This window comes from Streptococcus sp. 27098_8_75, from assembly GCF_041432475.1.
GTDB classification, from domain to species: domain Bacteria; phylum Bacillota; class Bacilli; order Lactobacillales; family Streptococcaceae; genus Streptococcus; species Streptococcus gordonii.
Window position 1 is genome coordinate 84,538 of record NZ_JAPVZR010000001.1, and the last position, 25,458, is coordinate 109,995.

Here is a 25,458-nt window from a genome sequence, read left to right on the forward strand (position 1 = left end):
ACCAAAGCCAATCCCAGCTGTTACCATTTTTTTAACAAGGAATCTGGCATCATTAAATACAGCAAGTTTTCATTTGATAAGAAAGGAGGCAGGAAATTCTTTTCTCTGCCCCATCTGTTTCTTTTTTTACCGATTAGTTGTAGATTTTAAATGCGTCGTCGTCATTTTTACCAACAAATGGCATTGCTTTACGCAATTCAGCACCTACTTTTTCGATTTCAAGGTTAGCTGCTTGTTCACGGTAAGCAGTGAGTTTTGGACGGCCAGCCTTGTAGTCATTTACAAAGTCATTTGCAAATTTACCATTTTGAATGTCTGCCAAAACAGCCTTCATGTTTTCTTTGACTTGCTCAGTAATTACACGTGGGCCTGATACGTAATCACCGTATTCAGCAGTATTTGAAATTGATTGGCGCATTTTCTTAAATCCACCCTCGTAGATCAAGTCAACGATCAATTTCATTTCATGAAGAACTTCAAAGTAAGCCAATTCAGGAGCGTAACCTGCTTCTGTCAAGACTTCAAAACCTGCTTCGATAAGGGCAGTCAAACCACCACAAAGGACAGCTTGTTCACCAAAGAGATCTTCTTCAGTTTCTTCTTTGTAAGTTGTTTCAAGCAAACCAACACGAGCTGCACCAACACCTTTACACCAGTCCATAGCAATATTTTTCGCATTTCCTGTAGCGTCTTGGTAGACTGCGTAAAGTGCTGGAACACCAAATCCTTCTTCAAAAGTACGACGAACCAAGTGACCAGGACCTTTAGGAGCACACATAAAGACATCTACATCAGCAGGAACTTTGATAAATTCAAAATGGATATTGAAACCATGGGCAAATCCAACTGCATTACCAGCTTCCAAGTTTGGAGCGATTTCTGCTTCGTAGAGTTCTTGTTGAATTTCATCTGGCGCCAAAATCATGATTACATCAGCCAACTTAGCTGCCTCTGCTACTGTGTAAGTATCAAAGCCATCTTCTTTAGCCTTATCGAATGACTTACCGGGGCGAACACCGATAATCACATCATGGCCTGTATCACGCAGATTTTGTGCATGAGCGTGACCTTGTGAACCATAGCCGATTACGGCAATTTTCTTACCGTCAAGCGCTGCTACTTTTACATCTTTTTCGTATTCCATTTGAACTGCCATAGTTTTTCTCTCTTTTCTATATTTTTTATTGCCTTATAGGCTGGTTTAACAAATTTGAGCTGGATTTTTTACTCAATGAAAATCTAAGAGTATTAGTCGCGGGTAAATCCAGTTGCACCCGTACGAGCGATATTTTTGATACCATATGGTCGAATCACTCGCAATAAAGCTTCACTCTTTTCAGCATTTCCAGTCATCTGAATAGTAATTGAGTTTGGAGCCACATCCACTACCGTTGCACGGAAAGGTTGGATAATGGCTAGGATCTCTGCACGCTTCTCAGCTGGAGCTGAAACCTTAACCAGAATCACTTCACGCTCTAAGTGAGGACGATCTGTGATATCTCGAACTCGAATCACATCAATTTGACGATTGAGCTGCTTGATAATCTGCTCTACTTCTGCTAATGAAGTCACATCAATGATGATGGTGATACGTGATACTTCAGGATTCTCCGTCGTTCCGACTGATATACTCTCAATATTAACCTGGCGTCTGGAAAGAACACCAGTGAAGCGATTTAGAACACCCGAACGGTTTTGGAGTTTAGCGGTTAACATTCTACGCATGGAACTTCACCCCCAACATCTCATGATTGCTCTTACCAGCTGGTACCATCGGTAAAACGTGCTCCTTGCGAGAGATATCTACCTCGATAAACATTGGTATATCTTCTTTAAGAACTTCCAAATCCTGGACAATCGTCTCCGGATCGTCAAATTTATAGGATTTAACACCATAGGCCTGAGCCATCAGCTGAAAATCTGGCAAAGTATCAAAGACAGACTCAGAGGTACGACCATCATAGAAAGCTTCCTGCCACTGGCGCACCATTCCTAGTGAATGATTGTTTAGCATGATGACCTTAATCGGAACCTTATAGATATTGAGAATAGCCATCTCTTGGTTTGTCATCTGATAGCCACCATCACCGACAAAAAGGATAACTTCCTTTTCTGGATTAGCAATCTTAGCTCCAATAGCAGCAGGGACTCCGAATCCCATGGTCCCCAAGCCACCAGATGTAACTAATTGACGCTCATTCTGATAAGGATAATATTGAGCTGCCCACATTTGGTGTTGCCCTACGTCTGTGACAACAATGGCATCCCCATTCGTCAACTCACCGATGCGTTCAATTACCGCCTGAGGCTGAACTACGCGCTCCTTCTTATCATAAGACCGAACACGATTCTTATCCTTCGTAACTTTTTCAATCCACTTTTCAGTATTATTATGAACTGTTGGTTCTGCTAGAAGCATCTGTAAAGCTTTTTTAGCATCGCCCACTACAGGAATATCTGCACTGATAATCTTACCAATCTCAGCAGGATCAATATCGATATGAGCAACCTTGGCATTCTTAGCAAAAGTCTTGGGATTTCCTGTCAAACGGTCATCAAAACGACAACCGATGCTAATCATAAAGTCCGCTTCAGTCATGGCAATGTTAGCCGCAAAGGAACCATGCATCCCCCCCATTCCAAGAAAAAGTGGGTGGCTCGTTGCAATAGTCCCTTGACCCAAAAGGCTGGTCACAACAGGAATTTGATAGCGTTCTGCAAATTCATTTAATTCTTTAGAAGCTTCCGCGTAGCTGATACCACCACCTGCCAACAATACTGGTTTCTTAGCTTTAGATAATTGTTTCAAGATTTTCTTGATCTGCATATCATTAGGAACAAGCGTTGGTTGGTAACTTGGTAAATTCACCTCTGGTGAATAGATGAAGTCTGTTTCCAAGGCAGATACATCCTTAGGCAAGTCAATGACGACTGGACCAGGACGACCAGTTGTTGCAATATGAACAGCTTCAGTGATAATTCGTGGAATATCAGCCGTCTCACGTACCTGGTAATTGTACTTGGTAATTGGCATCGTAATACCAACAATATCCGCCTCCTGAAAGGCATCCTTCCCAATTCCTGCCCGAGCAACTTGTCCTGTAAAGACTAAAAGAGGAACGCTATCGCTCATAGCATCAGCAATCCCTGTAATAGCATTTGTTGCTCCAGGTCCACTAGTGACAATGGCGACACCCAACTTCCCAGTTGATTTGGCATAACCTTCAGCTTCATGCAAGCAACCTTGCTCATGGCGACCTAGAATATGGCGAATACCTTTAAAATTATAAATCGCATCATACAAAGGCAAGACTGCACCACCAGGATAACCAAAAACTGTGTCTATACCAAGTTCTAACAAGGTTTCTAAAACAAGTTCAGAACCATTTTTAGGTTCTTTTAATTTGATTTGCTTCACATGTTCCTCCCTCATAGATAAATTCCGAATTGTCAAAAAATTCTAACTTCTGCTACCAATAATAACATTTTTCCCCAATAAATCAAGAAAAAAGTAGCTATTCTTTTTATTTTTTAATAAAGCACAGAAGCAAGTCTCACATCCTAAAAGTCTTTATAGATATATCTCTCAAGCTCTTAGTCCTATCTTGACATCACTTTTTTCAAAAACGTATACTTTATGTTACCATTTTTCACCATAATGTCAAGGAATTTTCAGAAAATTTAGTATTTTGGGACAGATTGTTTTTTCACAAACTTTGATTTGCCCCTAGTTAAGAAATTCTAAAACCACTAGACTCCTTCCCCTACACAAAAAAAGAGTCAGGACTAAAAACTAGTCCTAACTCTATTATTCATATAACAATGAGAAAGATTTCCTCTCATACAGTATGGAATTCTCTACGCAAGCAGAAATTCATTTTTCATTAATTAGTCGTTTCGACCAAATAAACGAAGAAGGCTGAGGAAGAGGTTAATAAAATCAAGATAAAGACTCAAAGCAAGAGATACTGCCCAGCCATTTTCAACTTGACCATTTGACCGTTCATACACGTAACGAATCTTTTGATTATCCCATGCAATCAAACCTGAGAAGATGATAACACCTGCGATACTAATCAGGAAGTCAAAACTTCCATTTCTTAAGAAGATATTCACAACACTAGCAATAATCAAACCAAACAAGGCAGCTCTCAATGCTCGTCCCATTCCAGAAAGATCTTTCTTAGTCACCTTTCCGATAAAGGCCATCGCAAAGAACATAGCTGATGCCGTTACAAATGCAGATAAGACAGATGATTGAGTATAAAGTGCAAGAACCACACTTAAGGTAAAGCCATTTAATGCAGAATAAACTAGAAAGAGTGGTAAAGCTGCAGGGCTATTTTTAACTGCCATACCAGAAGCCGCAAAGACTAAAATAAGTTCAGCAGCAATAGCCACATAGAATATCCAAGTAGAGCCCATCAATACAGAAACAATAACTGACTGAAACATACTCAACATCAGTGCCGACACTATCGCTGAAATTCCAAGTCCGACTCCAACAAGAGAATAAATTTTTGCATAAAAAGTATTGATGCCACTTGCATCCTGAATGATTGTACGATTGTTCATAACATCTCGTCTCCTTTTTAATTCTTTAACATCTTACGATGAAATAACTTTCGATTACGAATCTTTTGTCTCCACGGAGAGGTTGCTTCTTTGATTGCCCAGTATTTATCAACAAGAGTTACAATATAAGCTTCCTTGTAACGTGGTGGCGCAATTGTTAAGCCCCACATATGCTTAATGATAATATCCTCTTCGACTTTATTCAATTTGGTTAGCTTCCGAGCATTTCGAACCGCCAAACGGGGATGAACCCAAGCATGACTTTTCTTAAATTTAGTCACCCGCCAATCATAATAGAACAAATCGTGAAGAAGAGCACCTCTAGCTGTACTACGCTTATTCCAGCCCAATTTTTTCGCAATCTTATAACTAGTATAACTTACATTGATAGAATGTTCAAGCCGATTGGAATGCAAATGATGTGGAATACCCTTCAAGCGCTGGACGCTGGGCTTCTCAATCAAATGTCCCACGTAGGCCATAAACTCATCATCATTTTGATAAGGCATAGAATCACCTCCATTTGCCTTTATTATAACCTAATTCCTAAATTTTAGCTTAAATAAAAGATTAAAATTCCAGCTGCTACCGCCACATTTAAACTTTCAGCCTTCCCCTTCATAGGGATATGAACCAACTGATCAGCTGCAGCTTCTATCATAGAGCTAATCCCCTGTCCTTCATTGCCCATCACCAAGATAAAGTTTTTGCTCCCCTTCAATTTTTGGTAATCGATTGAATCATCAGAAAGGGTAGAAGCAAGAATAGGAAGATCTGATTTTTTTGCTAAGTCAATCAAGTTAGCTGTTGCTAAGCGATAGATTGGAAGATGAAAATGACTCCCCTGCATGGACCGTAAGGTCTTCAGATTGTACAAATCTGCCGAATGTTCAGAGATAAAAATCCCATCAAAACCTGCTGCATCTGCTGTCCGAATAATCGTCCCTAGATTCCCTGGATCCTGAACATCTTCTAGAAAAAGATATTTCCCTGACAGTTTCTCTGGCAAGACTTCTTGTTGGAGCCTAACCTCGGCAACAATTCCTTGCGGGGTCTTACTATCAGCTAAATCCCTCAGTAAGTCAGGGCTCAACCAATTTACTTGTTCACATCCAGACAGGCGATCTGCATATTCTGGCAAAGCAAAAATAGAGATAACTTCAGCCCCACTCGAAAGAGCCTCTTCAAACAAATGCCAACCTTCTATCAAATAGGAATCTGTTCTGTATTTCTTTTGATGGAGTTTTTTAGCTTTTTTTACCACATTATTAGCTTTAGAGGTTATAATATTCATAAGAATAGTATAGCATAAATTTTAAGAATAAAACTCATGCTCAAGTCGGATATAAAAAGGAGGCTGACATGCAAAAAGTTAAAATGATTGCTCAAGGACGGGTCCAAGGAGTTGGTTTTCGCTGGGGAGTCTATTCCCTTGCTTTAGAAATCGGTGGCATTACAGGGCGTGTATGGAATAATGAGGATGGGACTGTCAGTATTCTTGCCCAGGCAGACAGCCCCGCTTCTATGGCTAAGTTTATTCAAGAAATCCGAAAAGGTCCCACACCATTTTCTAAGGTAAGTTATCTGGATGTAACAATGGCCAATTTTGATTCTTTCTCAGATTTCAAAATTTCAAATTAGGTCTAGGGAACTATTGTATATTTAAGAAAAAAACAGTAGAATAGAAAGGTATCATTTAAAAAAGGAATATAGAATCGTGAAAACATTTAAACGTTTATTATTTTCAGGAATGGGCTTAACCCTTCTTCTGATTCTCTCTGGCTGTGTCCAGACCAATAAACAAGGTCAACCAACAGGTCAAGGCTTTGTTTATCAATTCTTAGTTGCTCCTATGAGTCAAGTCATCAAATACTTTGCAAGTGATTTAGGCTTGGGCTTTGGTCTTGCTATCATTTTGGTAACAGTTATCGTCCGCTTGATCATTTTACCACTTGGGCTTTATCAATCTTGGAATGCAACTTATCAGTCCGAAAAGAGAAATTATTTAAGTCCAATTTTCACTCCTATCAATGAGCGCATGAAAAATGCGGAAACTCAGGAAGAGAAATTAGCAGCCCAACAAGCTTTAATGGCCGCTCAAAAAGAAAATGGCATCAGCATGTTGGGTGGTGTTGGATGTTTACCTCTCTTAATCCAAATGCCTTTCTTCTCAGCCCTCTTTTATGCAGCTCGCTACACTAAGGGAATTGCCGAAAGTTCATTCTTGGGAATCAATCTTGGTCAACAAAGTATGATTCTTATAGTTGTCGTCGGAGTTCTTTACTATGTTCAATCACTTCTATCACTCGTTGGACTAGATGAAGAACAAAAAGAACAAATGAAGAAAATGATCTATGTGAGCCCACTCATGATTGTCATCTTCTCCCTCACTGCGCCAGCTGGAGTTACTCTTTACTGGGTAGTCGGTGGTTTTGTTCAAATCTTGCAACAGTTCATCATTAACTTCTTTATCCGCCCTTATATGAAGAAACGGGTAGCAGAGGAGTACGAAAAGAACCCACCTAAAACCATGTCAGCCAATGCTTATTTGAAAGACGTTACACCAAAAGCAAACCAGGCTATTGATAACCGTCCTAACAATAACAAAAAGAAAAAGAATCGTAACGCTGGCAAACAACGTTCAAGATAAAGAAAAACCTTTCCGTTAGTAGCGGAAAGGTTTTTTCTTTACACAAGCCCCTGACTGGATGGCATTGTCTATAGATACCCCAAAATGGTAAGTAATTTCCTTTTTTTAAGCGAGAGAACTATTAAGAAATTTGTCGATTCAACTAGCGACCACTAAGAATTGACCAAAACAAAAAAGAAGTGAAGGCTAGCGTCTGTTTACCCCAATACATGAAAATATGACACCTAGACCTCTTCCAATTGTAGAAAATTCTTTTACAATCAGCTCCTGCTCCTTATCGATTGGATTTGATTAGGACAAGCACACCGGAAGCAAGTACCGTTAATAGACTAAGGGCATTTAACTTTAAGGGACTAATTTTATAAAAGCAGGATAACAGCAAAAGAACTCCATTACTAAGGATTAGTAATCGATAAAATTCTCCCTGTATTTGTTGCCACTTTTTTAGCGAAGAAAAAGCCGTAGGAAAACGCAGGCCTATAGCTGCATTTCGACTCGGAAAATATCTATTGAGGATCCATAAAATAAGTGAGAACAAGAAGACAAGCTTGACTAGCATCAGCATCCCTTTCGTTTAATCTTTTTTCAGGAACATTATACTCTTTTTATGTGAAAGTTCAAGACAAAAAAAACGAGCAGAAGCTCATTTTTTAGAGTTATTTGGTTTTTTCAACCTTAAGAATTTTAACATCGTAACTTCCAACTGGCGTTTCAACAGTTGCGATATCCCCTTTTTTCTTACCAATCAAAGCTTGGCCAATAGGACTTTCATTTGAAACCTTACCGGCAAAGGCATCTGCACCAGCTGAACCTACAATGATATAAACCTCTTTTTCAGTTTCACCGACTTCTTGAATCGTTACAGTCTTACCGATTCCTACTTCATCTTTAGCAACTGCATCGCTATCTACAATTTCTGCATAGCGAATCTTAGTTTCTAAACTTGAAATTTGACCTTCTACAAAGGCTTGTTCATCTTTAGCTGCTTCGTACTCACTGTTTTCAGACAAGTCACCGTATGAGCGAGCAATTTTTATTCTCTCTACTACCTCAGGTCGACGGACCAATTTCAATTCTTCTAGTTCTTTTTCTAGTTTTTCCTTTTCCGCAAGGGTCATTGGATATGTTTTTTCTGCCATTTTTATTTTTATCTCGTTTCTATAAAATCTTTAAAATAAAATTGAGGGTGGACACAACAAACTAATAAGCCTTAGAGTTCTGTACCACTCCCAATTTTTAATTTGAACTGCTTGATTGTGTTAATTTGCTATTGACATGCTCTTCAACATTTTTTGCATGCTCTTCATAAGTTGTCGCGAAGTAGACTGTTCCAGTCTCAGTATTAGCAACAAAGTAAAGGTAATCTGTCTTGTTTGGATTAACAGTTGCTTCAATCGCTGAAAGGCTTGGACTATCTACAGGTCCTGGCATCAAACCTGGATTTTTATATACATTAAACGCTGAATCAATATTAGTATCGATCGCCGCATCTTCTGCCAAGGTTGTTTTTTTGCCAAGTTTGCCTTCCGCATAAAGAATCGCAATATTACTTTGAAGTGGCATACCTTGGTTCAAACGGTTATAGAAGACACTTGCAATATTCTTACGGTCTTCATCCGTTGAGCCTTCTTTTTCAACTAAGGAAGCCAAAGTTAGAACATCATTCACTGTTAGATTTTTACTTTCTAACACTTCGTAATAGGTGCTCAACTTGCTATCCATAGTTGCCAGCATTTGATCAATCAGAGTTTCTGCTGTTGTGTCGCTCGTGTAATTATAGGTTGCTGGGAAGAGATAGCCTTCCAAACGGTATTTGACCCCACTATCCTTGGCCGGAAGTCCGCTCAATAATTTAGGATATCTGGCCACCATTTTGCTAATAAAGCTTTCATCCTGTACTTTGGATAGAAAATCCTTCGCACTAATGGATACTTTTTTATTACCACTTTTCTCAACCGCTTCAGCTATTTGATTCAAAGTATATCCTTCTGGGACAACTACCTTGCCAAGAGTTGGTGGCTGAGGAGTATCAGTCCCACCTTTTTGCAAAGCTTTCGCAATGGTGTCTAGGTCCATACTCTTTTGAAGATTATAGTAGCCAGATTGGAAGTTAGCATAGCTCTTAAACTTACTGTAGTAATTGAAGACTTGACCGCTCTTAATCAGTCCTTTCTTCTCCAAAATCGAACCAATTTCCTTAGCACTTGATCCGGCAGGAATCTCAAGAGTTACATATTCAGTATCATTAGCATTGACTGGCTTTAAGGCGGAATCAATATAGCTGTACACAAAGGCACCTGTCACTGCCAAAGTAACCAACAAGAGGGCAATAATCGTCCATACAATTTTTTTAGCTACATTGTTTTGACGTTTTTTCTTATTAGCTTGTCTTTCTTTTGCAGAACGAGACAAGGTTTCCTTAGATGTCAGATCATCTCTTCTATATGTCGCAGTCTTCGCCAATGGTTCTTCTTTTGACACATTTGGTTCCTTTGATTGGTTTTTATAGGAAACCTTCACTGGAACTTTAACGGATTCAGGCTCATCCAAATAACTTTCTGATTTTTGCGAAGCCGTTGTCTCAGCTTGACTTTCACTTGCTGAATCAGCTGATAGAGAATCTTTTCCTAGAACCTCAGCTAGTGAAGAATCTCCCTTCTGCAGTAGTTCAGATAGAGAAGGATCCTCTTTGGTTCTTTCTTCCGCTAATGCTTTATCTACTTGTTCAGATAGAGAAGGACCCTCTTCATGGGAAGATACTTCATTTTTTTGAGAGTTAGCAAACTCTTTTAAAATCTGCTCTTTAAAGCTCAATTTTTTTTCGTTATCTTGTGAATTTTCAGTCAAAAATTTGACCTCCTTCTTCATAATCCTTAACATTATATCTTAAAACTTTGATAAATGCAATAAGATTAGGCTTTCTTTCATAATATATTAAACTAATTAGTCCTTAGAAGAAACTTCCCAGACCATATCATACCAAACCTCATCTGCATAAGTTGACTTAGATAGTCCATGATTCCTAAAGCCATGCCTTTCATAATAGGCCGTTAAATAATCATGACAGGTCAGATTGATGCCATCACGTCCATTTGAAATGGCGATTTCTTTCATTGCTTCCAGAAGCCTACGACCAACCCCCATACTCTGAGCTTCTTTAGAAACCGAGAGACTAGTTATTGAGATATAGCCCCCAGCTTGATGGCTGAAATCTTCAATCTCCATTGTAAAGGAGATATCCATGAGGTAGCGTTCCGGTCTTACTGGACCTTCAAGAAAGCCTAAAATCTGATTATCTTTCTCAGCAACAAGAAATGTTTCAGGTAAGAGTTCGATGTGCCTAGCCAACAATTCCTGACTCATAGCCTCTTCAGAACTAAAATTTTCACATTCAATCTTGTAAATGGCAGGTAAATCCGTTAAGTCAGCAGTCCTTATCTTCATGATTTACTCCTTAAAATAGGGATTCTCCCAAATCATCTCAATGTGTGGTTCGTCTCCATAAGTAGTCTCAAAAATTCCTGAATCAGAAAAACCATTCATTACAAAATAGGAAAGCAAATGATCCTTACAAGCCAGATAGATTCCTTGGTTTTGAAGATCAACTACTACTTCCTTCATAGCCGCAAGCAAGAGAGTACCAACTCCCTGACCCTTAAAATCTGGATTAATCGAAAGTCTCTGAAGAAATATGAAGTTAGATTTGTCTAAATTTCTCATTCCCTTTACTAGGCAATCTGCTGACTGGTGATGTGAAGAAACCGCTGACCCAATGATGTAGCCAGCGATTTCTCCATTCAAATCAGCGATTAAAAAAGTATTTGGAATCTTTTCAATTTGTTCTTTTAGTTTCTCAGGGCTAATAGCTTCTTCTCCCAAGAAATTGGCTTGTTCAATCCGAACTATTTCCTCCAAATCAAGCAAGTTGACCTGTCGAATTCGCATTGGTGATTCCATGACGACTCCTTCTTATTGAACATTGCTAGTCAAATTAGACAAGAGACGTTCAAATGAATATTCATAGGTCTGGATATCTCCAGCTCCCATAAAGACATAGACAGCATTGTCATGGTCTAAAAGTGGAGATACATTATTTACACTTACAACTTGGACACGTTTAACAATTTTTTCAGCCAGGTCTTCGACTTTAACATCTCCATGATCCACCTCACGAGCTGAGCCGTAGATTTGAGCTAAATAAACGGCATCCGCCTGATTCAAGGCATCAGCAAATTCATCCAAAAGGGCAATAGTGCGAGTGAAGGTGTGCGGTTGGAAGATTGCCACGATTTCCTTGCTTGGATATTTCTGACGAGCTGCATCTAAAGTCGCAATAATTTCAGTTGGATGATGAGCAAAATCATCAATAATAACAGTACCGTTAACAACCTTTTCAGTGAAGCGACGTTTTACACCAGCAAATGTTTTCAGGTGTTCTCTGACCAAGTTCAAGTCAAAACCTGATACATACAAGAGTCCAATGACAGCTGTAGCATTCATAATATTATGACGTCCGAAAGTCGGGATGTGGAATTCACCTAACTCTTGACCACGGTAAGAAACTTTAAAAGTAGAACCTGTTGTTGAACGTAGCAAATCATGGGCAACAAAATCGTTTCCCTTTTCAAAGCCATAATAATAGATCGGTGCTTCTGAAGTGATACGACGTAATTGCTCGTCTTCTCCATAAATGAAAAGACCCTTAGTAATTTGCTTGGCGTAATCATTAAAAGCATTAAAGACATCTTCTAGACTAGTAAAGTAGTCAGGATGATCAAAGTCAATATTCGTAATAATGGAGTATTCTGGATGGTAAGGCATGAAGTGGCGCTCATACTCATCAGACTCAAAAACAAAGTACTTGGCACCCGCTGAACCTCGACCTGTTCCATCTCCAATCAAATAACTCGTATCGGTAATGTTGGATAAAACATGAGAGAGAATTCCTGTTGTAGAAGTCTTTCCGTGAGCTCCGGCCACACCAAAGCTGACAAAATCACGCATAAAACTACCCAAAAATTCGTGGTAACGTTTATAGCTAATTCCGTGCTCATTTGCATAAGCAATTTCTACATTATTATCTGGACGAAAGGCATTTCCAGCAATGATTTCATAATCAGCCTGAATATTCTTTGCGTCAAAAGGCAGAATTTTTATCCCTGCCTGCTCAAGTCCTCTTTGAGTGAAATAGTATTTGTCCACATCACTCCCCTGAACCTTGTGGCCCATTTGGTGCAACATCAAAGCCAAGGCACTCATACCTGAGCCCTTAATTCCGATAAAATGATAGATTTTTGTCATGAGTATGATTCTTTCCTTTCCTGTTGAGGGAGTCCTCCCCCAAACTCCGAATAATTCGAATGCCACTTAAAGGCAAAACGAAGAAACTAGAAAGCAGATGCTCTAGTTAAAAATTTAGCTAACAATCTTCTAGATAGATATTAAGGTCTATTGCTACTAAGCTTGATCAAAGCGTGTCAAATTCAATTCAGCCGCAACTTTATTTTCTTTTTTATCGCGCAACTCTTTTTTATTGTAGACTTGACTAGTCTTCAGAAAATCATAGTTGTTTTTCTTTTCAGTCTTTGGCGCTTCGACTTGGACAACTGGCTCTGCAGACAAATCAGCCACAATATAGTCTTCTTGCTTCAAGTGCTGACCGTACTTTGCAAATTCACCTGGGTTTTCTTTTTGGAAAAAGGCAGTTGGCTGAGCTTTTGTCGTTGTAGACTTCCGCGCAGAAAAGCCAATTTTGCTACGATGTTTTTTTGAAACGGCATCACTGGTCAAGTAGGAAGCAGAGCGTTTCTTTTTCAAATCAGCTCTAGCCTCTTCTCTTGCCACCTCGGCATAACTTTTTTCTTGAACTTTAGGCGAGATGGATTGATTCACCTTGTCGGCAATTACTTGTTTTCGTTTTTCTGACTGTGAAGATGGAATAGGCTGAGCTACCGCTTTACTCGACGAAGAAGAATCAGCAAAAGTCTTCTCCTGATAGTCACCTTTGATATTACTAATAAAGTCAAATTCATCATAGAGATCCATATGAGGAACTTCTGAAAAAATTGCTTCGTTGTCAGAGATTAGAGGAAACTTGGTCTTTGTCATGCTTTTTTCCTTTCAACACTTCATTATAAACTATTCTGGTCAATTTGAAAACTATTCTATTGAAATTCCTAGGATTTCTCGGATATCTGCTAGCGTCAGACTTGAACGTGATTCCGTTCCATCCAAAATAGTAGAAATTAAATTTTTCTTACTTTCCTGCAACTCTTGAATTTTTTCTTCAATAGTTCCACGAGTAATCAGGCGGTAAACTTCCACATTTCTCTCCTGCCCCATTCGATGCGCTCGCCCAATCGCTTGAGCTTCAACAGCTGGATTCCACCAAAGGTCGACCAGAATAACGGTATCAGCACCTGTCAGATTGAGACCTACACCACCAGCTTTCAAGGAAATTAGAAATGCATCCTTTTGACCATCATTAAAAGCGGTTGTCATTTCTTGACGATCCTTAGCCGGAGTAGAACCGGTTATTTTAAATGATTCCATTTCAAGACTTTGTAGTTCCTGCTCAATCAGATCTAACATACCTCTAAATTGAGAAAAAATCAACACCCGATGATTGCTGGAGTGAATTTGTTCTAAAAGCTCTCTCAAACTATCCAGTTTTCCGCTATCACCCTGATAATCCTCTAAAAAGAGAGCTGGGGTGTCGCAGATTTGACGCAGGCGCATGAGACCAGATAGAATCTCTATCTTATCTCGGTTCAGTTCTTCGTCCGTTGCAGAACGCACGCGTTCCTGCATTTGCTGCAGTTGGGCCAGGTAAATCGCCTTTTGGCTATCCTGTAACTCATTTCGATAAATTACTTCTGTCAGATCAGGCAACTCTTGAAGAACATCTTCTTTCTTACGGCGCATGATAAAGGGTTGAACATAACGTGCCACCAGATCTGCTGGCATTTTTAAAAATTCCTTTTTAGCAGGTAATAAACCAGGGAGGACAATTTGAAAAATAGACCACAATTCGCCCATATGGTTCTCAATTGGTGTCCCAGATAAGGCAAAAGTATTTTTTACCTCAAAATTTCGTAAATGCTGAGCAATCTTCGTTCGATCATTCTTCATGACCTGTGCTTCGTCTAAAATCAGATAATCAAAGCTCAGACGGCCATATTCTTCTACATCCTGACGAAAAGATGCATAACTGGTAATCATCACCTGATGTTTTCCATCTATTATATTATCTCGAAGAGGCTTGGGCCCATAGACAACTGCTATATCCAAATGTGGAGCAAACTTACCAAATTCATCCTGCCAGTTGTAAACCAGGCTTGACGGTGCCAAGATCAAAGCATTTTTAGACTCTCTTAATACTGCCGTCAAAAAAGCAATAGTTTGCAAGGTTTTCCCAAGCCCCATGTCATCAGCTAGTATCCCTCCAAAGCCATAATGATTAAGCATGCTGAGCCACTTCACTCCCAGCTCTTGATAATCTCTCAATTCGGCTTCAACCTGTAGGGATGGTAGTTGAAATTCTTCTGGGTGTCTCAGATCATAAGCTAACTGCCGAAATCCCTCTGAGAAAGAAACATTTTCTTGACCTTCTAGGATATCTGTCAGCTGAAGGGCAGCCAAACGACTAGTCCTTATCTGACCACCCTTTAACTTTTTGGCCCTTAACTTTTGCAGGGTTTGACTAACTCTCTTAGTCTCTTCGTCAAAAACCAATACCTTGCCCGATTGACTGACAAAATATTCACGAGATTCAAATAGGGCAGATAAGGCATCGTCCACTTCCGCTGGGTCAATATTGGCAAAATCAAAACCAATTTCCAACAGGCTTCCTTTTGTTTCAATAGCGATCTTCGGTTTTTCTACCTGATAAAGAGCTAATAAACTAGGGCTAATCTCTACTCTTCCTAAGGAGCGGAACTTTTCCATGGTATGAGTAAAGAAAGTATAGACATCCTGAGGCAGTAAAGCAGGTCTACGACTTTCAAATTCTGCTTCAAATCCTGCCTGTAGTAAAGTTTGAAACACCTTTTGTTCCATTCTAAAATCGCTGGCAAAAGGAAGGCTATCTAGTTCTTCTTGGCTAGCTACAGTTAGAGATTCGTAGGCAAAGACAAGCTTAGCTTCAATCTCACCTGAAGCCAGCAAATCAAAAGAAAAATGAGGCTGAAACTCATGAATCATGAGTTCTTTAGGTGCTGATAAACTACCCATTTTCTTGAATTCTAACAGACTAGTAGCCAGCTTGCCTTGATCAGAACTATCAAATTGCAGACGTTTTCTCCTATCTGAATCCAAAGGCAAATCTCTCAGGGCAGCCAGTATACGTTGCTGCTGATAGCTAAGTTGAAAGAAAGTATCTCCGTAAAATAGGAATTCACCATTGTATAAAAGTTTATAGTACTGCTCAGAAATCACAAGTTCTAAGTAATCAGCAGACTCCTCTAGTTCAAAGGAGAAAATGCCTGCATCTTCATGTAGATCTTGGAAAAAGACCTGCTGGAAATCAAAGACACTATACGCCAAATGGAAACTGTTTAACTCCATCAATCGTGTCACTCCCTCTTCGAGCAAAGAAGCAGGAAAGGCTATATGTCGGCCAGCATTTTGAAAAATCAAAGAATCATCCTTAGTCGTCAAGAATCCCCGTAAGAACATTAATAGGTCTTGACTAGATCTGTCAAATTCCTCAAAACGAAGGGGTTCAAAGTAGCTTTTACCAATCTGGTAAGGAGCTTCTTTTTGAATAGTCTGTAAAAAAGCGCGAATATCCCTTACCACATAAGATTTCTCATCCGGTAAACGACTGAGACGCAAAGTCCACAAAAATTCTCCTGTATATGCATCTTCTTGGCCAACTGCTGATAATTGGTACTTAGGATTTTCTTGATCCAGCGGTAAAATCTTATCTAAAAAGAGACTCCCAAATGAAACCTTTCCTTGTGTCTCTTGCTGACTCGTTTCCTCCAACTCCAACTTAGCCAATACTTCCTTGCCTTCTGCGTCATTTTTTAGGAAATACTCTAGTCCAGCTAAATGGGCGCAATACTGTTTTTTCTGGAAAAATTCACAAGAACAGAACACAGCATCATCAGCCAAACTGTATCTCAAATTATAGTCTGAAACTCGACTATAGATAATACGATTTTTGACTTCACTAATACTGATTTGACCTTTTTCATAAAAGCTTATTCCCTCGGTTCGAATTTTCCCTGGAATTAATTTCGCCATACTTACCACCTTATGTTTATCTCTCCATTATACCATAGTTTTCAGGCAAAGAAAAAAGTAAGCCTTTTTGCTTACTTCTTTTGTTCTAAACAGTTTAATAATCAAACTGGATTCTTGATTCTCATTTTTGCTTATTTGGTAGTCTAAACCTTGATAAATAACAGCAAGATCCAGTGACTCTATTCAAAACATCATTCCTCGACAACCTTCATAGCTTGGCCAGTAAAATAATTTCTTTGAAACTCAGACACCCCAAAAAATGTAAGGGTCAAAATTAATGTTCTACTAAGAAAGCCATGAACCATAAAACTAGAGGAGCTCTGCCCCTATTTTCTCTTCCTTGCAATCAAGTGAATCGGAGTTCCTTCAAAGACAAAGGCCTTGCGGATTTGATTTTCCAAGAAACGCAGGTAAGAAAAGTGCATGAGCTCTTCTTCATTGACAAAAATGACAAAGGTTGGCGGTTTGGTTGCTACTTGAGTCGCATAGAAAATCTTGAGACGTTTGCCCTTGTCAGTCGGGGTCGGATTAATCGCAATGGCATCCATGATGACATCATTAAGCACCGCTGACGGGATACGGGTATTCTGACTCTGACTGATTTGCTTAATCATATCCGGCAGCTTATGGAGACGCTGCTTGGTCAGGGCAGAAACAAAGATAATTGGCGCATAAGATAGGTACTGGAACTGGTCACGAATATTCTCTTCCCAGTCTTTCATGGTATGATTGTCTTTTTCCAGTGTGTCCCACTTATTGACAACGATGATTATTCCTTTTCCTGCTTCATGGGCGAAGCCAGCGATTCTCTTGTCGTACTCACGAATTCCTTCTTCAGCATTGAGTACCATCAGAACAACATCCGACCGGTCAATCGCCCGCATAGCCCGCATGACAGAGTATTTCTCTGTGTTTTCATAGACCTTACCTGACTTGCGCATACCAGCCGTATCGATCATGGTAAACTCCTGACCTTCACTGTCTGTAAAGACCGTATCAATAGCGTCACGCGTCGTACCAGCAACAGGACTGGCAATAACACGCTCCTCACCCAAGATAGCATTGATCAAGCTAGACTTGCCGACATTAGGACGGCCAATCAGACTAAACTTAATCATATCAGGATTTTCAGCGACTTCTTCATTTGGCAGATTTTCAACGATGGCGTCAAGAACATCTCCAGTACCAATCCCGTGGACTGAAGAAACTGGGAATGGATCGCCCAAGCCCAACGCATAGAAATCAAAAATCTCATTGCGCATTTCGGGGTTGTCCACCTTGTTGACCGCTAAAATAATCGGCTTATGGGTCTTGTAAAGCATGCGAGCCACATACTCGTCTGCATCTGTAATACCTTCCTTGCCAGATACGACAAAAACGATGACATCTGCTTCGTCCATGGCGATCTCAGCCTGGTGTTTGATTTGCTCCATAAAAGGCGCGTCAACATCGTCGATTCCGCCCGTGTCAATAATACTAAACTTGCGGTTAAGCCAGTCTGCTGTCGCATAGATTCGGTCGCGGGTCACCCCTTCGACATCTTCCACAATGGAAATCCGCTCACCGGCAATCCGATTGAAAAGCGTTGACTTGCCGACATTGGGACGGCCGACAATGGCAATAGTTGGTAAGGCCATGTTTTTCCTCTTTCATTCTTTAGGACAGAGCCAAACTCCGTCCTATTTTTCTAATTTCTTTTCTTTGAATAGTTGATCGATAGCTTGATTAGGCTCCTGACCAAATTGGGCAGCTAGACGCTGACTCCAAGTTTCCTTAGCTCGCTCGCCGGCATATTCAGTCTGAACGCGGTCATAGGCTTGTATAGTTGAACGATCCTGTTCACGATATTCTTCCTCAAAGACCACTGCTTCATAAGGCAAACGTGGCTTAACTGCATGGTTCTGGTTGGGAGTCCCCAGAGCAATCCCAAAGACTGGATAAGTGTAGTCTGGTAACTTAAAAAGCTCCGCTATTTGACTGGCAGCATAACGAACCAGTCCAATGATTACCCCGCCATAACCCAAACTTTCAGCTGCTAAGAGAGTATTTTGACCCACTAAAGTAGCATCTACTGAGCTAATCAAGAGATTCTCCGTCCCCTCAGGGTAAAAATCTTCCGTGTGCAATTGAACACCCTTTTGAGCTCGATTGAGGTCGCCAACAAAAAGCAAAAAGGCCGAAGACTGCCGAATGGCTTCTTGGGGGACCAAATCAAAAAGGGCCTCTTTTTTCTCTTTGCTTCGCACCACAATGATAGAATAGGACTGGAAATTCTTCCAGCTGGACGCTGCTCGCCCAGCATCAATGATGGCACGTAATTCCTTATCCGAAATCTGCTCCTCCGTAAAGCGGCGAACAGACGTATGAGCATTCATCAAGTTAATCGTTTCATTCATCGGCGATTCTCTCCTTCTAGACGTACCTCCTGAGCCAGAAACTTAATCCTCTCCATAACCCGCTTGGCCTGCCAAGTCTCATCGCCATTCTTAGAACTGGCAAAGTGACGCTCCAAATCCGCAAAACTAAAGTTAGAAGTAAAGAAAGTTGGCAGATTTTCCTGCATGCGGTGCTGGAGAATGACCTGCAAAATCTCATCCCTCATCCAAGGACTGGATTGCTCTGCACCAATATCATCCAAAATCAGCACTTGAGCTGTCTTGACTTGGTCAATCTTCTCCTTGACCAAGCCAGAGCTGATCGCATTCTTAACATCCAAAACAAAGCTTGGATAATGTAGCAGAGTCGTTGATACACTGCGTTTTTCTGACAAATCATGCGCCAGAGCAGCCATCATGTAGCTTTTTCCGACTCCAAAATCCCCGTAGAGATAAACAGCCTTCTGGTAATGCGGAAACTCCGCAACGAAGTTGGTCAACAGTTCAAAAGCCTTGTAGCGGCCAACATCGTCCAGATCCACCTGAGCTAGGCTTGCTTCCTTGAGACTACTTGGCAAATTGATCAGGTTTAGTCTACTCTTAATCGCTTCATTCTTTTGCTGCTCGACCAGCTCAGCTGTTTCTTCATAGGAAACATCCGCATAGCCTGCATTTTTAATCAAAATCGGCTTATAGCCTTTAGCAATATAGGCTTCATCCCCCAATAGAAATCGATTTCGTTCACTGATGTACTGATTGAACTTCGAGATGCTTCGGGAAATTTCAGATTGACTAAGTTTCTCCTGCTGGATAAAAGCCGCCACATCAGGATCTTCTACGATTTGACGGACTAACTCCTCATAGTTGAATTGGCGGGCAGGATTTTTATGTGAAAGGGTCTCTCCAATTTTTTCCATCTAGTCACCTCCTTGTTCTAATTTAGCAAGCAGACGGCGTTTTTGCTCTTCAAGCTCAGCCTGCTTCTCTGCACTTGTTTCATTTTTATAATCTGGCTGGCTCCATTCAGGAACATTGCTTTTAGTAACTGTCTGGCTAGATTTAACTGGTCTACTCTGACTTTGCTGGTTGCGCTCGCGGATTTTCAGAACAGCTTCCTCAGCACTAGTCACCTTTTGATAGGCAAAATCATTGGCAACTTTTAGCGCGTACTTCTCATTCAGATTGGCTGAATCAACCTTATTTAAAGTCAGAAGTAAAACAATATTGATGACCTCATCTAAAAGACCTAACTTAGCCAAGTCCAATAAAAGCTGTCTTTCTGATTGGGTAATTGTTGCCTGACGCTTTTTTTTAAGCTCTGCTAAGAAAAGCATTGGCACCTTACTTTTGGCAGCGCGGATTATGATTTGTTCATCCTGAGTAAATTTCTCATCGACACGTTTTTGAGCCAATTTTTGCTTCATACGCTTGACAGAAATAACATGTGAAATCGCGGTTTCTCTAGCCAAGACATAGGTTTCATACCAGGTCCAATTTTGTTGCTCAGCAATGGCAAACAAATCTAGTAAATCTTCTTTTTCATCAGCAAAACGTAAATTTTCCTGAGCCATTCTTCGCTTAAAGTTAGTCAGATCAAAGTCTTCTTGCTTCCTCTTAACCACTCCGACTTCATCTTCCACATCAAAGACTGTCGATAATTTTCTGGCCAAAGGCTGACCCTGAGGCTGACCTCCCATTAAAGCTTCAACAGCCGTTTCACCAATTTTCTTTTCTAAAAGTCGTTTGTAAACGTGATGCTGGAAAAATTCATCCGCTGAAAGCAAACTGAAAAGTTTGATCTGATAAGTTGACTCTCCTTGGTAGAGTTCTAGCAAGTTCATAGCACTCAAGCGTTCAAAGCTCGTCTTTAAGACCTCCATTCCCATATTCAGATGATTCAGAATATGGCCAAAAGTATAGGCCTGATGACCGTCGTCCCAAAAAGCCAGACAGTACAGATAGAGACTGACTGCTTCTCGACCAATAATCGGCAGATAAAGACGGATCAGATTGTTTGTATCTTGACTAACCAGATTGTTTTTCATATAAGAAAACTGATCGTTTGGCCTCATCTATTCTTCTCTCTTCTTTTTTACACCCTTAGTAATTTGCTGGAGCAGACTTTCTAATTCACCAACATCTTTAAAACTACGATAAACACTGGCAAAGCGAACATAGGTAATCTCATCCAATTCAGCTAGTTCATCCATAACAAGATTCCCGATAAAGTCACTGCTAATTTCATTATCACTGCTACTTCGTACTTTCTGCTCAATGCGATTGACCAAAGCTTCAATCTCATCACTTGAAACCGGACGCTTCTGAGCTGAGCGAATAATACCATTAAAAATCTTGTCTCTTGAAAATTGCTCCCTAGTCCCATCTTTTTTGACAACGACTAGGGTTCTTTCTTCTACCCGTTCATAAGTTGTAAATCGATGCTGGCAATCTTCGCATTCACGACGGCGACGAATAGTATTTCCATCCTCAGCTTGACGGCTATCAATAACACTGGATTTGCTCCCGCCACATTTTGGACAACGCATACGATTTCCTCCTCAAATCTTAATACTCTATTTTACCATAATTTTGCCCATAACAAAAGCAAGGCAAATCTAAATCAGTACACAGAACTATTAAAAGTATTTCTCCTACATTTCATACTAAAAAAGAATCCTCTTGTGTTATAATGCTAGAAAACTCTCTTAGTGTAGGTAAATTACAATGAAAAAAAGAAAAATGCTCATCCTTGCAATCGCATCAACTCTTATCATAGGAGGTACAATTGTGGTAGTTCAAAATAAAGACTTATTTGGTGGAGGTGCTCAACAGAAATATCAAAGCACCGAAGAAAAGCAATTGGCTTACTTGAAGAAGCATAAAAAGGATATTGAGGATTATATTAAATCTTTGAATCCCAAAATAGAAACGGTTCAAATTGATTGGGATGAAACTAAGTGGGAAAAAGTTGGAAATGGCACTCCGCAAGGTGGAGGTGAAGCTATAATCGTTGGAGAGGGCTTCAATAACATAGAAGATTCGACATGGCAAGTCATATTTGAAATTAAAGATGGACAAGTTATTTTTGATACCATGATGCAAGGAAGCCCATTGCGAGTAGGAGGTGGAATTTTTGACGAAGAGCAATTTAAAAAACTTTGATAATTTCTCCCAAGAAGATATTCTCTTATACAAAAAAGTTCCAAGTTGAACTGAAACTCGAAAGTTAGGCTTTTAAGCTAACCTCGCTAGTACAGTTCATTTAACTTGGAACTATTTTTCTAAAATTTTGCTTCTACTTCTAAACCGAAATGGTCACTGACAACAGGGGTTTCCTTTCCGTCAAAGACCACAGCAGAGCTTTCAATTTGGATACCTCGGCTGGTAAAGATATAATCAATCTTCAGAGCGTCTTGGTTGCCATCCCAGCCAGCAATTTCGCCTTCAACTGTTGCCCTACCACTAATCTTTTGAGCAACCTTATGACTATCCTGCAATTTGAGTGGGCTCTTTAAAATATGCTGATATCCTTCGTAATCGACAGGATTATTAAAGTCACCCATGAGGACCAGAGGGGTTTTGACCTTGAGAAGCTCTTCTTCAAGCTTTGACCACTCCCCTTGGAAGCCCTTGTCCCACCAAGATAGATGGCAAGACGCGATTGTCATCAATTGACCCTCTACCTCAGTCTCCGCTAACAAGACCTTGCGAGTGTGGTAATCCCTAGGATCATTCACTTCTGAGACCAAAACTTCTCTAGGAGCTATCGGTTTTCTGGACAAGATTGCCACACCTTCATTGTAAATGTCAAAACCGATATGATTATAAGCCCAAGACCAATGGTAGTCCAGTCCTGCTTTTGCCAATTTTTCTACTAGGCAAAGGACAAAGTGATCTTGATGAATCGCAATCGCTCCTTCAACTGCCTGATAAAAAGGAGCCTGAACAACCTGTTCAGACTCCATTAATTGATTGACTTCCTGCAGGCAAATGACATCATATTTTTCTTGAAGAATACGTTCTGCAAGCTGATTTAGCTTGGTTTCTTGCTCTTCTTCCATCCAACTATGAGTATTTAATGTCAGGAATTTCGCCATGATTTCTCTTTTCTATTTTACAATTCAACCTTGGCAACAACTGTCCTAGCAGATGCTTGACCAAGTTTTTCTACAGTCACAGACTTAATAGCCGCCGCGTTTGTGAAGACAACAACTGTTGAAGTTTCACGACCAGCTGCCTTGATAGCTTCCAAATCAGCTGTCACAAGTAAATCACCTGCAGCAACCTTTTGGCCTTCTGAAACATGAACTTCAAATGGTTGACCTTCTAAGCTGACAGTATCTAAGCCGATGTGAACCAATACTTCCAAGCCATTTTCTGTCAAAAGACCTAAAGCATGTTTCGTAGGGAATACGCTTGTTACAGTACCTGAAACAGGTGAGTAAATCTTACCATTTTCTGGCTCAACAGCAAATCCATCTCCCATCATCTTTTGTGAGAATACTGGATCTTTAACATCATCAATTGCGATGACTTGACCATCTGCAACAGTTTCTACTTCTTCTGTTACACCTTTGTAAGCAACTTCAGTAGCTGCTGATTCTGCTTTTTGGCTAGGAAGAGTTTCAGGAATCACTTCACCAGAATCCAGCAAGTCTTGGATATCAGATTTAAGAACGTCAGCTTTTGGTCCATAGATAGCCTGAACACCTTGACCTTTCATAACCAAGCCCATAGCGCCTTCAGCTTTCCATTGCTCTTCAGTTCCAACTTTTTCAGCGTCCTTGACAGTCACACGCAAACGAGTCATACATGCATCTACATCAACGATATTAGCACGACCACCTAGCAAATTGATAACATTGACTGCTTGAGATGCTTCTGCAACTTTGCCACTGCCAGCTTCTGATGAAGAAGCTTCATCTGATCCATCTGCAGTTTCATAGTTACCATTACGTCCTGGAGTCGCATAGTTGAATTTCTTAATCATGAAGTTTGCAATGAAGTACATGATGACTCCAAAGAGGATCGTTACCCAAATGAAGTTAATGATATCCATTCCCAAACCAGCATTGATTGCCAATGGAGTACGAGTTAAGAATTCGATAGAACCGAATGAGTGTACACGAAGGTTGACGATATCAGCCATTGCAAAAGCAGCACCCTGAACAACTGAGTAAATCAGGTAAAGAGGAGTTGCTACAAACATGAACATGTACTCGATTGGCTCAGTAACCCCAGTCAAGAAGGTTGCCAATGCAGTCGCAATCATCATACCTTTATATTTGTGCTTCTTGTCAGCATCTACATTGCGGTAGATAGCTGCAGCTACCCCCATCAAAATACCAAATGAACCAATCATTTGTCCAACTTTAAAGCGGGCTGGATGGTATGCTTCAAGCAATTGATTGTAGCTTGCCATATTTGAACCTTTAAGGTTAACAAGGTCAGTTACCCATGCAAGCCAAAGAGGGTCTTGTCCGAATACTTGTGTACCTTTTGCTGCACCAGTTAACACTTCATATGTTCCACCAAGAGCAGTATAGTTCATTGGGATTGTCAACATATGATGCAATCCAAATGGAAGCAAGAGACGTTCCAAAGTACCATATAAGAATGGTGCAAGAACTGGCGCAGTATCTTGTGAATTAGCAATCCAAATACCAAAGTTATTGATTCCAGTTTGGATAACTGGCCATACAAATGAAAGTACGATCGCAACAATCGCAGAACGCAAAATTACAACAAATGGAACAAAACGTTTCCCGTTAAAGAATGAAAGTGCATCTGGCAATTTACGGAAGTTATAGTATTTGTTGTAAGCAGTTGCTCCAACAAAACCAGCGATAATTCCGACAAATACCCCCATGTTTAGGGCAGGCGATTCTAAAACGCTGATAAAATAATCAGAAACCTTAATTGTTCCACCTAAAAGAGTGTGAACAGTTGCATCTGGATTTTTTAACATGTCACCAGAAACACCAAATATCACACCAGTGATACGGTTGATCAGGATAAAAGATAGACCTGCTGCAAAGGCACCGCCAGCACGTTCTTTAGCCCAGCTTCCCCCAATTGCAAGAGCAAATAGAACGTGGAGGTTCCCAATAACACCCCAACCAATTTGCTCTAAAACGCCACCTGTCGTTACCAACACACCAAAATTAGGATTAATCATTGGAAGCGACTTACCAATACTAATCATTAGACCAGCTGCGGGCATAACCGCAACGACCACCATTAAAGCTTTACCGAATTTCTGCCAAAATTCAAAGCTAAAAATGTTCTTGAATGAATTTTTCATCATCCAGACCTCCTTCTTTTTTACAAACTTCTATATGAAATCGTTTGCATTACACACTACTATTTTATCACTTTTTTTGATTTTGTAAAGGGGTTTCATAAAAAAATTTTAATTTTTATTATTTCCTCTTTTATTATCACTTTTTCTACCCTAATTTTCATCTGCCCGCAAAAAAGTTGATTTATCAAGCTGTGTGAGGTCTGTGGTCAACATAATAATATAGATTATGACTTCTTTTTTGTCTTTCAACAAGTAAACCCAGTCTATAAATTTTAAGCAAACGATTGCGTGAATTAGTCTAATTT

At 40.1% G+C, this 25,458-nt stretch carries 23 protein-coding genes; 3 read left to right on the forward strand and 20 right to left on the reverse strand.

Going from position 1 to position 25,458, the window contains the following annotated elements; genetic code table 11:
• Window positions 1–133: 133 nt before the first annotated feature.
• The 6 genes from ilvC to O3640_RS00430 all read right to left on the reverse strand — a co-directional run bounded on the left by ilvC (window position 134) and on the right by O3640_RS00430 (window position 5,869).
• Entirely contained in the window at window positions 134–1,156 is a 1,023-nt protein-coding gene (gene ilvC, locus O3640_RS00405; RefSeq protein WP_008808531.1) for a ketol-acid reductoisomerase, read from the reverse strand.
• Between the two features lie 92 nt (window positions 1,157–1,248).
• Window positions 1,249–1,725, reverse strand: a complete 477-nt coding sequence (gene ilvN, locus O3640_RS00410) for an acetolactate synthase small subunit (protein WP_008808530.1) — start codon at window positions 1,723–1,725, stop codon at window positions 1,249–1,251.
• Entirely contained in the window at window positions 1,718–3,433 is a 1,716-nt protein-coding gene (locus O3640_RS00415) for an acetolactate synthase large subunit (protein ID WP_371586425.1), read from the reverse strand. Before O3640_RS00415 ends, ilvN begins: the two co-directional genes overlap by 8 nt.
• 455 nt (window positions 3,434–3,888) lie before the next feature.
• Window positions 3,889–4,575 (reverse strand): Bax inhibitor-1/YccA family protein, encoded by a 687-nt coding sequence (locus O3640_RS00420; RefSeq protein WP_061583654.1) that lies wholly within the window; start codon window positions 4,573–4,575, stop codon window positions 3,889–3,891.
• A 17-nt stretch (window positions 4,576–4,592) separates the two neighbouring features.
• A complete protein-coding gene (locus O3640_RS00425) occupies window positions 4,593–5,084 on the reverse strand; it encodes an HD domain-containing protein (protein ID WP_012000029.1) in 492 nt (163 codons plus the stop codon).
• 44 nt (window positions 5,085–5,128) lie between these two features.
• A complete protein-coding gene (locus O3640_RS00430) occupies window positions 5,129–5,869 on the reverse strand; it encodes an RNA methyltransferase (RefSeq protein ID WP_008808526.1) in 741 nt (246 codons plus the stop codon).
• Between the two features lie 68 nt (window positions 5,870–5,937).
• On the opposite strand from O3640_RS00430, the gene O3640_RS00435 reads away from it, so the two are divergent.
• Together O3640_RS00435 and yidC are read left to right on the forward strand one after the other, a co-directional pair.
• Entirely contained in the window at window positions 5,938–6,216 is a 279-nt protein-coding gene (locus O3640_RS00435; protein ID WP_008808525.1) for an acylphosphatase, read from the forward strand.
• Between the two features lie 76 nt (window positions 6,217–6,292).
• Window positions 6,293–7,225: a membrane protein insertase YidC gene (gene yidC / locus O3640_RS00440; protein WP_045772923.1), complete on the forward strand. Its 933-nt coding sequence runs from the start codon at window positions 6,293–6,295 to the stop codon at window positions 7,223–7,225.
• 656 nt (window positions 7,226–7,881) lie between these two features.
• Here the strand turns inward: yidC and greA are convergent.
• The 12 genes from greA to nrdR form a co-directional block, all read right to left on the reverse strand.
• Window positions 7,882–8,364, reverse strand: coding sequence for a transcription elongation factor GreA (greA, locus tag O3640_RS00445; protein WP_008808523.1), 483 nt, complete (start codon window positions 8,362–8,364; stop codon window positions 7,882–7,884).
• Between the two features lie 97 nt (window positions 8,365–8,461).
• The gene (gene mltG, locus O3640_RS00450; RefSeq protein WP_227221205.1) at window positions 8,462–10,105 is read right to left on the reverse strand and encodes an endolytic transglycosylase MltG; all 1,644 of its coding nucleotides are present in this window, start codon (window positions 10,103–10,105) and stop codon (window positions 8,462–8,464) included.
• A 63-nt stretch (window positions 10,106–10,168) separates the two neighbouring features.
• On the reverse strand, window positions 10,169–10,669 hold the full coding sequence (locus tag O3640_RS00455; protein ID WP_046165120.1) for a GNAT family N-acetyltransferase: 501 nt from the start codon (window positions 10,667–10,669) through the stop codon (window positions 10,169–10,171).
• 3 nt (window positions 10,670–10,672) lie between these two features.
• On the reverse strand, window positions 10,673–11,182 hold the full coding sequence (locus O3640_RS00460; RefSeq protein ID WP_061599574.1) for a GNAT family N-acetyltransferase: 510 nt from the start codon (window positions 11,180–11,182) through the stop codon (window positions 10,673–10,675).
• Between the two features lie 12 nt (window positions 11,183–11,194).
• Window positions 11,195–12,526, reverse strand: coding sequence for a UDP-N-acetylmuramate--L-alanine ligase (gene murC / locus O3640_RS00465; protein WP_125367289.1), 1,332 nt, complete (start codon window positions 12,524–12,526; stop codon window positions 11,195–11,197).
• Window positions 12,527–12,682: 156 nt separating this feature from the next.
• Window positions 12,683–13,333 (reverse strand): cystathionine gamma-synthase, encoded by a 651-nt coding sequence (locus tag O3640_RS00470; RefSeq protein WP_125367290.1) that lies wholly within the window; start codon window positions 13,331–13,333, stop codon window positions 12,683–12,685.
• 51 nt (window positions 13,334–13,384) lie between these two features.
• On the reverse strand, window positions 13,385–16,474 hold the full coding sequence (locus tag O3640_RS00475) for a DEAD/DEAH box helicase (protein ID WP_125367291.1): 3,090 nt from the start codon (window positions 16,472–16,474) through the stop codon (window positions 13,385–13,387).
• A 326-nt stretch (window positions 16,475–16,800) separates the two neighbouring features.
• A complete protein-coding gene (der, locus tag O3640_RS00480; RefSeq protein ID WP_045772917.1) occupies window positions 16,801–18,111 on the reverse strand; it encodes a ribosome biogenesis GTPase Der in 1,311 nt (436 codons plus the stop codon).
• Window positions 18,112–18,153: 42 nt separating this feature from the next.
• The gene (locus O3640_RS00485) at window positions 18,154–18,870 is read right to left on the reverse strand and encodes an NADPH-dependent oxidoreductase (RefSeq protein ID WP_125367292.1); all 717 of its coding nucleotides are present in this window, start codon (window positions 18,868–18,870) and stop codon (window positions 18,154–18,156) included.
• Window positions 18,867–19,766, reverse strand: a complete 900-nt coding sequence (gene dnaI, locus O3640_RS00490) for a primosomal protein DnaI (protein ID WP_045772915.1) — start codon at window positions 19,764–19,766, stop codon at window positions 18,867–18,869. Before dnaI ends, O3640_RS00485 begins: the two co-directional genes overlap by 4 nt.
• Complete coding sequence (locus tag O3640_RS00495; RefSeq protein WP_125367293.1) at window positions 19,767–20,921, reverse strand: DnaD domain protein; 1,155 nt, start codon at window positions 20,919–20,921, stop codon at window positions 19,767–19,769.
• Window positions 20,922–21,395: a transcriptional regulator NrdR gene (gene nrdR / locus O3640_RS00500; RefSeq protein ID WP_012000014.1), complete on the reverse strand. Its 474-nt coding sequence runs from the start codon at window positions 21,393–21,395 to the stop codon at window positions 20,922–20,924.
• Between the two features lie 178 nt (window positions 21,396–21,573).
• On the opposite strand from nrdR, the gene O3640_RS00505 reads away from it, so the two are divergent.
• Window positions 21,574–22,011: a hypothetical protein gene (locus O3640_RS00505; RefSeq protein ID WP_118105930.1), complete on the forward strand. Its 438-nt coding sequence runs from the start codon at window positions 21,574–21,576 to the stop codon at window positions 22,009–22,011.
• A 119-nt stretch (window positions 22,012–22,130) separates the two neighbouring features.
• Here the strand turns inward: O3640_RS00505 and O3640_RS00510 are convergent, their stop codons facing one another.
• Together O3640_RS00510 and O3640_RS00515 are read right to left on the reverse strand one after the other, a co-directional pair.
• Window positions 22,131–22,946: an endonuclease/exonuclease/phosphatase family protein gene (locus O3640_RS00510; protein ID WP_118105931.1), complete on the reverse strand. Its 816-nt coding sequence runs from the start codon at window positions 22,944–22,946 to the stop codon at window positions 22,131–22,133.
• Between the two features lie 17 nt (window positions 22,947–22,963).
• Entirely contained in the window at window positions 22,964–25,156 is a 2,193-nt protein-coding gene (locus tag O3640_RS00515) for a PTS transporter subunit IIBC (RefSeq protein ID WP_125367294.1), read from the reverse strand.
• Window positions 25,157–25,458: the final 302 nt, after the last annotated feature.